At 42.7% G+C, this 11,718-nt stretch carries 9 protein-coding genes and 1 other RNA gene; 6 read left to right on the top strand and 4 right to left on the bottom strand.

Annotated elements, in window-relative coordinates; genetic code table 11:
• The first annotated feature begins 8 nt into the window (after positions 1-8).
• Together B1L02_RS05645 and B1L02_RS05640 are read left to right on the top strand one after the other, a co-directional pair.
• Positions 9-974 (top strand): hypothetical protein, encoded by a 966-nt coding sequence (locus B1L02_RS05645; RefSeq protein WP_088530242.1) that lies wholly within the window; start codon positions 9-11, stop codon positions 972-974.
• 46 nt (positions 975-1,020) lie between these two features.
• Positions 1,021-1,851 carry an abortive infection family protein gene (locus B1L02_RS05640; RefSeq protein WP_088530241.1) on the top strand — a complete coding sequence of 277 codons (831 nt, stop codon included), beginning with the start codon at positions 1,021-1,023 and terminating at the stop codon, positions 1,849-1,851.
• 76 nt (positions 1,852-1,927) lie between these two features.
• Here the strand turns inward: B1L02_RS05640 and gmtX are convergent, their stop codons facing one another.
• The 3 genes from gmtX to B1L02_RS05620 all read right to left on the bottom strand — a co-directional run bounded on the left by gmtX (position 1,928) and on the right by B1L02_RS05620 (position 4,166).
• The gene (gene gmtX, locus B1L02_RS24290; protein WP_223191915.1) at positions 1,928-2,860 is read right to left on the bottom strand and encodes a gamma-mobile-trio protein GmtX; all 933 of its coding nucleotides are present in this window, start codon (positions 2,858-2,860) and stop codon (positions 1,928-1,930) included.
• A gap of 184 nt (positions 2,861-3,044) precedes the next feature.
• Positions 3,045-3,141, bottom strand: an RNA gene (ffs, locus tag B1L02_RS05625) — signal recognition particle sRNA small type.
• 146 nt (positions 3,142-3,287) lie between these two features.
• Positions 3,288-4,166 (bottom strand): DUF3014 domain-containing protein, encoded by an 879-nt coding sequence (locus tag B1L02_RS05620; protein WP_088530240.1) that lies wholly within the window; start codon positions 4,164-4,166, stop codon positions 3,288-3,290.
• A 539-nt stretch (positions 4,167-4,705) separates the two neighbouring features.
• On the opposite strand from B1L02_RS05620, the gene B1L02_RS05615 reads away from it, so the two are divergent.
• Genes B1L02_RS05615 through B1L02_RS05605 form a run of 3 tightly spaced genes read left to right on the top strand, consistent with a single transcriptional unit; the run spans position 4,706 to position 7,631 of the window.
• Positions 4,706-5,845 (top strand): patatin-like phospholipase family protein, encoded by a 1,140-nt coding sequence (locus B1L02_RS05615; RefSeq protein ID WP_088530239.1) that lies wholly within the window; start codon positions 4,706-4,708, stop codon positions 5,843-5,845.
• Positions 5,846-5,864: 19 nt separating this feature from the next.
• Positions 5,865-7,046 carry a beta-propeller fold lactonase family protein gene (locus B1L02_RS05610; protein ID WP_088530238.1) on the top strand — a complete coding sequence of 394 codons (1,182 nt, stop codon included), beginning with the start codon at positions 5,865-5,867 and terminating at the stop codon, positions 7,044-7,046.
• A gap of 3 nt (positions 7,047-7,049) precedes the next feature.
• Positions 7,050-7,631, top strand: a complete 582-nt coding sequence (locus B1L02_RS05605) for a GNAT family N-acetyltransferase (RefSeq protein WP_088530237.1) — start codon at positions 7,050-7,052, stop codon at positions 7,629-7,631.
• A gap of 247 nt (positions 7,632-7,878) precedes the next feature.
• On the opposite strand, the gene B1L02_RS05600 is transcribed toward B1L02_RS05605, so the two are convergent.
• Positions 7,879-9,090, bottom strand: a complete 1,212-nt coding sequence (locus B1L02_RS05600) for an alpha/beta hydrolase-fold protein (RefSeq protein ID WP_088530236.1) — start codon at positions 9,088-9,090, stop codon at positions 7,879-7,881.
• 115 nt (positions 9,091-9,205) lie between these two features.
• Between B1L02_RS05600 and B1L02_RS05595 the strand changes: the two genes are divergently transcribed.
• On the top strand, positions 9,206-11,296 hold the full coding sequence (locus B1L02_RS05595; protein ID WP_088530235.1) for a winged helix-turn-helix domain-containing protein: 2,091 nt from the start codon (positions 9,206-9,208) through the stop codon (positions 11,294-11,296).
• Positions 11,297-11,718: the final 422 nt, after the last annotated feature.

Here is an 11,718-nt window from a genome sequence, read left to right as displayed (position 1 = left end):
GAATAATAGTGGAAGTATTGATACCATTTGCTAAAGATAAAAATGGCTCTCTCGCATTTGTCGATGAAGTAGAAAGCGGTTTAGAGTGCAATTGTTTTTGCATCAGCTGCGATATGCCTCTTTCCGCGCACAAGTATAAAACGAACATAAGACGCGATCACTTCAAACATGCACCGAAGGTAAACTCCAAAGATAAGCCATGTGAGATAAGTTATAAACGCGCTATTTTTTGGTTGTGCCGTAATATACTTGCTACCAATTCTAGCATTCATCTTCCTCGATATGTCGGTTATCCAAACAGTGATAAATCCGATGAGGGCGTGTTGATCACTGAAGAAAAGGTATACGAATATCAATCTAAAGTAACATTGAATCCAGCCATTGAAAGCGCGCAAAACGAAATTGCTATCCTACACACCAACGACTTCGACATCACCCTTGTTTTAACGTTAGAGAGTAGTACTTACCAATTTAGCTCTACATACAACCAAAAGTCCGCCATTGTAGTTGTCGACGTAGAGGATTTTAGAAAGTATGTTGAAGGCAAAGTAAATAGCTACAGAGAGCAAGTTGAATCTGAATTACTTGAGAAGCTAAGCATCAAGCATTGGCATTACCACCCACAGCAAACACAAAGGTTTACAGAGTTTTACCGTAGTAAAAATCAAAAAATACAACTCGCTAAAAAGGAACAAGCACAACGTAAGTGGGAGGAACAACAGCAACTGGCAGAAGAGATCGAGCCGTTATATGACCCAGTTTATGGATTTCAGCAAAACCCCCGCTATAAAAGAAAACTGACACGTGCTTTTAGGGAAATTATTGATCTAAACCCCGCACCAAAACAATACGAAACAAGATGGTTTAGGTGCCCATCTTGTTTTCATGTTTGGAGCCGTTCAAGTGAAGATGTGCCATACTCCAAAAAACTAACTGAATGCTCTCATTGCACTTCACCTGTCAAAATAGATTAACTTCTGGCAGTCTTAATTGCCATACAAACTCAAGGCTTTATACCAAATGAACAAACAGATACCAGCTCCACTTATCGCTGTGTCAGCGGATGCTCTGTCAAACTTAGAAACTCACGCATCTATGGACTCTCTGTTCATGTACTCCAACGCTCCTGGGGAGCCACCTGAAGGTAGTAAGTCGGTCAAAGCCCTTGAATGGTTAAGAAGAGTCAATAGCCAATCCAATGAACCTTTAGATATCTTGGGTAAGCTTATAGAAAATTATATGGAAAACCCTGATTATCAGTCAGAATACACCGAAGTAATGTTTCAAAAAGTTGAAAACGAAGCTTACCAGTATGTTCAAAATATTAGGAAATGTTTGTCTAGATATGGACTTGAATATCATCAAGGTGGTCTTATATTAGATGGGGCTAGCGCTCCGATAAAGTCTTTATCTACCATCATCAAAAACCGAGACTTACCAGCTATAAATGCAGAATTCGACAGGGCTCTAGAAAATTTAGTTCGTGACCCAAGAGAAGCAATATTGGCAGCTTGCAACATACTTGAAGCAGTCTGTAAGACTTTTATCGAAGATGCAGGCTTAGCTATGCCTGCTAAAAAAGACCTACAGGGAGTTTGGAAAGTCATAAAAGACGAGCTCGGCTTTGATATTAGGCAGATTCAAGACGAGGACCTAATTCGAATCCTGAGTGGGTTATTTTCAACAGTTAGTGGTATTGGAGCCTTGCGCACTCATGCAAGTGCCGCACACGCTGAGGGAAGAACTCGCTATAATATAAAACCCCGTCACGCTCGACTAGCAGTACATGCAGCACATACCGCAGCCGTGTTTATTATAGAAAGCTGGGACGAGAAAAAGGTAAACTCTTGACGATATTGCCAATGCTGGGGCTAGCTATGCAATCTTACTTGTTTCATTTTTATAAGTGTTAACTATCGTTGCAGCATTAAGGGAGCATCTTCCTCAGCCCATTCACATATCCACGCTTATAAATTTCATTCCCCTCAGCATCTTTGACTTGTCCAGTTGGCATAACCTCCCAGCCTTGTTTATTGAAAAACGCATCAGAAATTGCGGCTTTTAATGTGTTGAGCTGGTCACGGTATTTGTTACGTTCGGCAATCAGTGAGCCTACAACGGCTCTAATCACAGGGTCGTCGATGGCATCCAGAATATGTTGGTCATTGCTGTTCAATAACTGTTTTTGGCGCACTGAGAGCGGCTTTTTACACGATGTGCCTGCATAGGCTGCCCAAGCCTCAATTAATTGCTGAAAATGCTTACCTGTGCGATTACGGATGGTTTGTGTTGATGGGCCGCCTTGCTCTTTAGACAGCCGCCCGATCGTTGCCATAGAAAAGTCAAGAGGCGTTATTCTACTTTGTTGCTCAAGCACAGCATTCAATACCGTTAAAGCATTGGTGGTTCTTGTGGTGGCGCTTGTGCATAGCTCTTGCAGCACTAGGGTTTGGTCAACTGGATTTAAGCTAGTTGTATTTCTGTTATTGGTGAGCCAATCCGTTAAGCCATTTAGCGCAGATAAAAGTTGATTTACGTTTGCTGTAGAGCGAGGTAACCAATATAAACCCGATGGATCATTCCCCTCAGGACTAATGGTACCCAACGATAAACGCATTACAAATGATTGAAATAACTTACTGGCGTCTGAAAATAACCCTGTGTTGGCTTCCATGTACTCGAGAAAAAGCTGGCAAGCAAACGTAATGCGATTCATCCATGGCAAACTTTTAATGTGCGACTGACTTATAACGTAATCAAGTAAGGGATCAAATACACCATATTCGCTAAGCAACACAGGTACTTCAATCAATAAACCTGAATTATCTGTTTTAACCTGTGCAAGAACTTTGACTAACACGGTAACTAAACCAATTAGTACGAATGAGTTTTAGTAGATTAGTATATGAAGTGCTATTGATCTAATGAACTGAGATCTAGTTTTTTACTTTAGAAAGATAGGAATTAGTATGTTTTAGTATAGCTTTAAGTACTATTAATAAGACTTACACTTCAAACAACAAATATGTAGGTTTGGGTGGCAGTCTTACCAGCCACATCCCGGCACACAAGTCATACGCTGTGGCTGCTTCGTTCCCGACCTGACCAGATTCACGTACTATTGTTGCGAGAGGACCAATAAGACTACCATTGAGGGCCTTGTTTGGCGCGGGATGAATTATCTCGAAGATTTCAGGGGGATGCAAGGGAAAAGTCAAAAAGCTTGGCTAACTGGGTGATGTTTAAACAGTTTGCCAAGCTTTTGTGGGTTTTATGAGGCTGTACGCTTATTTGTTCAACGCAATTTTGATTTCTTCTAGACGCTTTTTCACTTTCTTCATGTTTTCAGGACCCATTCTCAAAAACTGTTTTTGCGCCGGAGAAAGTTGCTCCCATTCTGCATAAGCATATTTATAGGTAACTGAGTCTTTTACCAAAGGCAATGCGGTGTCTGGAATGGGTGTTGCCAACAACTCGTCGATTGCATCAGTTAACGTGCCGTTGAATGCATCTCCTTCGTAGCCTATTTCTTCGTATGCTTCTTCAAATAATGGTTTGTATTGGTCATATAGTCTAACCACTTGCGCGGTACTCATGGTGTCGAACATCGCCACATAAGGTGTGTAACGCTCGTAGCTGTTAGGGTCGGTAATAATAATGTCGTCATCAATGACGCTAAAGCCATCTTGCGGCTTCACCACTGGTGCGTGGTTTTCTGCCACTTTACCCTTTGCTAGGTTATCAACATAAACTACCGTGCGGCGGATCACATCATCGTCTGCCAGCAATTTTACCGCTTGATTAGAGAGATAATTCGATACCGCTTCTTTAATTTCTACGTCACTTTGCGAAAGCGGCGGTAGCGTTACTTCAGGTTCAACCGGTTCCACTTGCTCTGGCTCGATTTGCTCTCGTTGCGGTGGCAAGGTTACTTCAGATTCAACCACTTGTTCTGGTTGTGTTTCTCTTGCGGTATTGACCAGTGGCGTTTCTGTTTGTTCAGGCACAACAATATCTTGCTTTACCTTTTGGTTTTCCGTCGATGGAGTGTCTTTTTGTGCTAGCACAAACACAGCCACAATAATCAACGCTAGTACAACTACTGCGGCAAATAACAACTGGCTGTTAGAAGGTCTTTTATTACCTTCTTGATGATTCTCTGACATGGGGACTCCCTCTTCGTCATTGTTGATACGCGTTAATGTAAAACTATCATCAAATACTTGACTAATAACTTAATGCGCGCTGAAACCCTAAAAAAATGCGTTGTGGTGCAAACTCGCATACACCTTGTTCAAACATTTGATCTTAATAAAAATACTTGAGCACCGAACTTAAGTTCAGTACATTGCAGTTAAGCTAAATCGCCACTTCATTAAATACAAAATCGCGCCAATTAGCGACTAAATTAAACCGCTAGTTTGTTAAAATTTGTTTGTGCCACCATAACGCTTTAGTGCTTAAATTTCAAAATAATAGCTCAATTTGTTGAGCAGACATGAGCACTCAGACAACTTGGGTTTTAGCTAGGTTCAACTAGAATAAATAATACAACTTAAAAACGGCTTAAGTTACTACTAAAAATAACGCATTTACTGGAGTTATCAACTCTTTGCACCTAAAGCATTGCGAAATCAATAAAGATAAATAACGCATAAAAAGACCAAATTTAAATTAAGCAAATTTAACAGCAGGATGGCCTCTTTTGAGAAAGCATAGAACAAGTGATAAAAAAATTGCCTTACTACTGACTGGAGGTGGCGCAAGAGCTGCTTACCAAGTCGGCGTGTTAAAGGCTCTAGCGCAATGCATGCCTCGTACCTCCCCCCTTCCATTTGATATTATTGCAGGTACCTCTGCTGGTGCGATTAATTCGGCGGGGATTGCCTGTTACGCATCTTGCTTTCACCTCGCGGTGAAAAAAGTAGAATATATTTGGAAGAACTTTAGCACGGACATGGTGTACAAAAGCTCGTTTACCGGAGCATACGGCCACTTATTTGCCAATATGATGCGCAGTTTTCAAGCGCAATATCTTAATCAACCACCAGCCAGTTTGTTAAATAACTCGCCTCTTCGAAAGCTGCTGGCAAATGTACTTGATTTAAATCGCATTGATCACAATCTTCACCGCAATTATCTTGATGCCGTAGCAATCACGGTTTCAAGCTATTCTACGGGTAAGTCTGTAGCATTTTACCAAGCGAACGATGCGAAGCCTTGGCAGCGCTCAAAACGCGAAGGCATTCCAGGCACGATTTCGCTCGACTTACTGATGGCAAGTTCAGCTATTCCTATGGTATTTCCGAGCGTTCGCGTTAAGCATCATTACTATGGTGATGGCTCTATTCACCAGCTTTCCCCGCTTAGCCCTGCCATTCATTTAGGTGCGGATAAAATCTTTGTGATTGGTGTTGAGCAGCCTAAACTACCACAGCCGCTCGGTTATGAACCGCATTTTCCGGGCATGTCGGTGGTTGCGGGTCATCTACTAGATAGTGTATTTAGCGATACCTTAAATTCAGACATCGAAAGACTCGATCGCGTCAACCGTACGGTAAGTTTGCTACCGGCCAGAGAAAAGCACAAAGAACTCAGACGAGTAGACCATATGCTCATCAACCCCACAGTTAACTTTAATGAAGTCGCAGATCATTATTACGAAGATATGCCGTTGGCAATAAAGCTATTGCTCAGAACCATGGGGGTTAAAAAGCATTCGCCGTCGAGTTTAACGAGTTACCTGCTGTTTGAGCGTACTTATACACAAAAACTCATTGAGCTTGGATTTGAAGACGGCATGAACCGCTTAGACGAAATGAGAGCGTTTTTGGAACTCAAGTAAGATTTACTAGGTAGTAAAGATGTATAAACCTACTATAAGCGCACTTATGCTTATCGCACTTGGGTCAATTTCATTTAGCACACAAAGCCAAACGTTCGACGTTGTTCAAACCATCCAAAATAACACCGCTGGGTTTAGCGGCTTAGATAATCCAAGGCAGCTGCGTTTTAATCACCAAGGTACGCAGGCCGTTGCAGTAAGTGGCGACGATAACGCAGTGGTTATATTTACGCTTAATGCAAATAAGCAGCTAGTCCAAGATCAACTCTTTCAATCGAGCGATGCGCATCCACTTTTACTTACTGGCGCATCCGATGCTGTATTCGTTAACAACAACCTCATTCTTAACACGAGCTTTTACGATGGTGCATTAAATGTGTTTGCGAAAGATAAAGCGGGTAAGTTTAACCTTGTGCAAACCTTTTCTGACGAAGTGTCTTACAAAGTGGTGTTTGATCCAACCAAAAATGCCTCAGCTCATGATAACCTTAGCTTGTTTGCACCTTGGAAAATTAGGTTAAGTGACGACAAGCGCTATGCATTTATCCCAAGTTATAAAAGCAATACGGTCACTGCTTTTAGGATCACACCTGCAAACAGCGTGACGTGGCTAGGCCCTATTGATAGCGTCAAGCAAACTGATATGGCTGGACCTGTGGATGTGCTAGTAAGTAAAGAGGCTAACGCGCTTATCGTCGCAGGTTATGAAGGCGATGTCATTACGCTGTGGCAACAGACAAAAGGTACTTATGCTGTTAAGCAGCGTATCGTTAAAGACGACACCAACCTGCTCGCACTCAGTAAACCACAAGCCTTGGTTGCAAGCTCAGATTTCACTGTTTTTTATGTCGCAGCGGCAGGCAGTAACAGCATTTTAGCCTTTGAGCGTCAACAAAACGGCCAATATCATTTGCTCCAGATCATTGATGCAGACCAAGTTGGTAAGCCACTTGACGGTGTCTCCTCCTTGTTACTTACTCCTGATGGCAAAAGATTGTACGCGGCCTCAGAGAGTAGCTCTGGTATTGCAGAATTTAGCGTTAACGCAACAGGCAAACTCACACATACCGTAACTATTGATGATTTGACCAATCCCCTAGCCAATATATCGGCCTTGGCTTTTGTGACTGACCCAAATCATTTAGCTGTATCTCTTGCAAAACAAGATACCATCAAAATACTCAAAATGAGGAAGCAGTAACGCATGTGGCCAACTGATAAACCACTGATAGGACACCATGTCACCCTTGAACCATTATCAACAACACATATTAATGCGCTGCAACAGGCAGTAAAAGATGGTGAAGCGTGGAAGCTTTGGTATGCCAATGTACCCAATCCAGACGATATGGAACGCTATGTTAACACTGCGATAAGTCAAGCATCTGAAGGCAACCTTGCCTATGCGGTAAGGCTAAATAGCAGCAACGAAATCGTGGGAACCACCCGCTATTACAATGCAGATATAACCAATCGCCGTGCCATGCTAGGCTATACTTGGTACAGCGATAAAGTGTGTCGAACAGCGGTTAACACGGAGTGTAAGTTTTTGCTGTTACGGCAACTTTTTGAAGATTTTTACGCCATTGCCGTTGAGTTTAGAACTCACTTTTTTAATCATGCCTCTCGCAATGCCATTGAGCGACTTGGTGCCAAGCTCGATGGTGTCTTGCGCAGCCACCAGATCGGGAGAAACGGCGAGCTAAGAGACACCGTTGTGTATTCGATTATCGCCTCAGAATGGCCCGCCGTTAAGCAGCACTTATCGAGCAAGCTCGACAGGTAGGTAGTAAAAGCATAAAAGATCGCAGGGTGAACCTGCTCCTACTTCATATTGTAGGAGACGCTTTACGCGGCGATCTGTGACAACAAAAACCACATACAAGATCGCAGGGTGAACCTGCTCCTACTCCGTGTTGTAGGAGACGCTTTACGCGGCGAGCTGTGACAACAAAAACCACACACAAAGCCGCAGAATGAACCTGCTCCTACTTCATATTGTAGGAGACGCTTTACGCGGCGATCTGTATAGCTTACTGCACGATTTTACTTTTTGCTTGAGCTATCATGCTTTCGAAATAATCATATACTGACGGATCGTCGACTTGCTGTGCTTTCGCAAGTTGCAAGGCGTGATTAAAGCTTTTAAGCGCCTTGTTATACGCTTTGTTCTCTAAATATCCATGGCCTAGGCTTGCATGTGCATAAGACGAATCGGGATAACGCGTGACAAATGCATTTAAAGTCACAAGTGCAGCGTCTAGACGTTTATGGCTGGTTTGCACGTCAGCAAGTGCTCTGTATATAGACTCAGGCATTAACACATCAAACTCATAGCGCTTAGAGAGCTTTAGATAATAATCTTCAATATCAGAGATATGCGCATATTTTCCTGCTTCTTCATTAAGCTCAAAGTAAAAATCGTCAAAAAGTTTCGTTAATCCTTCATAGAGACTTGGGTAAAACGTAGTTTGGTGCGTTTCCAATTCTTTGAGGCTAAATTGCCAATTTACTTCTTTTGATCGGAGTGCTTTCAGGTTTGACGCAACTCGCATACCGTTGGTGTAAAAGTCGCCACCTTCCCCAGCGATACTAAGATACAGATTGCGACGTAAATCATGAGTTGAGTTGCTAAGCGCTTTAAACTGCTGATCGAGCTCTTCCGCCCCCCACCAACCTGGTGGACTAACAAGCAGATAATTGGTAAATATCTCTGGTTTGCTTAAAAAGGTGTGTAGTCCGAAGATCCCGCCATTGGAATACCCTACTAACGTACGATTAGGTTTGAGTGAATATTGCGACTCAATGAAAGGAAATAACTCTTGAGTTAAGAAGGCTGTAAATTCGGCTGTCTTGCCAAATTGAGGAAACTTCTCTTTAATCCAGCGCTGTCTATCGCTTTGAGCCTCACCGCTAATTGGCGGTAAGTAGTCTCTTGTTCTCACTGTGGTTTTCAACCCAACAACGATGGTAGCAGGTACTTTTCCAGTGCTAACCAAAGACTCCACAATGCCCACGGTTTGAGTAAAAAAGAATTCAGCGTCGAGTAAATACAACACTTGATATTGTTTCTTAGGGTCATAGTCATTTGGCGTATAAATCATGACCTCCCTATTCTCATTTAATATCTTAGATGCAAAAGTTATTTTAGTTCCAATCGTGATGGCTTGTTGTTCTAATGTTTGCCCATACACCTTGCCCCATGTTGCAAGTAGCATTAACACTAGCAAAATTATAAAACGCATGACTTTCCTTTTTAGTTTATTTTTATCAGTGTGTTACATTAGAAAAAAACAGGGCGATAAAACAGCAAAGTTTGCTGATTTTTCGCTGATAATTCGCTGAAAAAAGAATTTTAAAATGGAATTAAAGCAGTTTTTGATTGCAGAGCACCTTGTGGATGTAAACCGCAATCATATTGTTATCGACCAACAGACATTTGCGCTCCCCCCTAAAGCAATTGCGGTACTTTGTGAGTTGGCAAAACAACCAGGAGAAGTGGTGAGCTTTGAGCAACTACTTAACACCGTTTGGCACGACAGAGTTGTTTCTCCAAATACATTGCAGCGCTGCATTTTCCAAATCCGCCAAGTATTCAAATATGCTGATAGTGAGTTAGAGTTTATAAAAACGCACAGTAAAAAAGGCTATAGTTTAGAGGCACCCGTTACGTCGACAAGCGATAAGCCGATCGCGCATAAAGCGACCCAAAAATCTCGCCCACGCGCTGCAAAACTTGGTGTAGCGGCCCTAGCCATAGTTATCACGGCTTATCTCTTTACGGTTATAATTCAACCAGAGACCAACCCCAGAGTACCTATTCAACCTACTTTTACTCCAATGACCACAAGTGACGCATGGGATGCAAATGCCAGCTACTCACCTGATGGCCAATGGATTGTTTTTCAGCGCTTTAGCGATAATTGCCATAGTCAGCTTTGGGTAAAAAATCTAGCCTCGCACAACACCTCTCGCTTAACCGCTCGCCAAGGCGTGTACGGAAAACCAAGTTGGTCACACGACGCAAAGCAACTAACTTTTACCGAACGGAGTCATTGCAAGGCTCAAGAGACATCTTCCTTTTGCTGGTCTTTAAACACACTAGATGTCGATACCGCAATCAACTCACCACAAAATCCACATGCCGTTATCGCTTGCCAAGAAAAGCCCATGTGGCGTGCAAATTGGATGAAAAACGGCGAGATAAGTTACTTATCTCATTTGCGTCCTAAACAAGCAGTGCCCTACCTTTTTGATTTAAAAACAAGAAAAAGCCGCACTACCGAGTATTTGCCAAACTTTGAAAACTACACTCTTGACTACCTTGCAAATCAAAATGTTTTCGCCATGGTAAGCATTGATGAGCACAACTCTCATCACCTGAATATTTACAATCCCGATAAGACGCCAACGGTCACGGCAAAGATAGTACTACCGCACGAATTGTCACCATTGCAGCCAATTGAAGTCAGTTACCACCCAAGCGGCGAGTATTTGCTCGCATCGACGACCAACGGACTTTATAAACTGGAAACCAACGGGAGAATGGTTGCACTTGATACTGGGGGTAGAAAGAATCTAAGAGAGGCTTCTTTTTCAGCTGATGGAAAACAGATTTTAGCGACACAGATAAATGCCGATACCGATATTTTTACCTTAAGTCTTGCTCAAATACGAAATCACCAAACCGCTACGACAGCTAAGATTGCCAGAACAACAATGAGGGAAGACAACCCACAGTTTCAACCTCATGGTGATCATATTGCTTTTACATCTACACGTACCGGCTCAAGGCAATTATGGCTTTACAATGACCAAGATGTTTCACAGCTTACCGATTCACAGCAAGACAATATCAGCAAACGAATTGTGTGGTCTCCTACGGGTAATGCGATAGCAGGGACAACACAACAAGGACTCACGTTGTGGTCTTTAAATGGTGAGAAAACCCTCATTTCTAATTCGCTTGCCATTGATTCTGTCCTGCAGTGGCTAACGCCAACAACGTTATTGGTCACAGCAAGGGAGAATGGAAATGCTGGGCTTTACATTCTTAACAAAGATACCAAAGAATCCTCGCTCATTGTTTCTGAAAATGTAGTTTGGGCCGCGCAAGTAGATAGTGAACATTTTCTTTATCAAGATATGAGTCAGCGTTTTTGGCTTGTTAACACAAACACAGTTCCCGTACCGACTGAGATCTATGAGTTACGCACTCAGTTAGCTCAGCCATTTGCTGTTTATAAAGACGGTATATTGTACGGCGTAAACAACGACAACCAACTATGGTCTTATCATCTCAGTAAAAAGATATATCAACGCCTTGCAAATGTACCCAGTAACAGCCGTTACTTGGCAGATTTTAACGGTGAAACCTTTTTGTTTACTCAAATGCATTTGTTGCAAAAGCATATCGTGTCATTTAATTCACCTGATGATCAAGGTACATAGATAGAGCAAGAGCGCAGGGGGAACCTGCTCCTACTTCATATTGTAGGAGACGCTTTACGCGGCGAGCAGTAGCAACAAAAACAACACACGAGATCGCAGGGTGAACCTGCTCCTACTCCGTGTTGTAGGAGACGCTTTATGCGGCGACCTGTGACAACAAAAACCACACACGAGATCGCAGGGTGAACCTGCTCCTACTCCGTGTTGTAGGAGACGCTTTACGCGGCGAGCAGTAACAACAAAAACAACACTCGAGATCACAGGGTGAACCTGCTCCTACTCCTACTCCTACTCCGTGTTGTAGGAGACGCTTTACGCGGCGATCAGTAACAACAAAAACCACACACAAGATCGCAGAATGAACCTGCTCCTACTCCGTGTTGTAGGAGACGCTTTACTCGGCGATCAGTAACAACAAAAAC

This window comes from Pseudoalteromonas piscicida, from assembly GCF_002208135.1.
Classification (GTDB): domain Bacteria; phylum Pseudomonadota; class Gammaproteobacteria; order Enterobacterales; family Alteromonadaceae; genus Pseudoalteromonas; species Pseudoalteromonas piscicida_A.
Note: the sequence above shows the minus strand (reverse complement) of the source record. Positions and strands in the feature narration are given on the sequence as shown.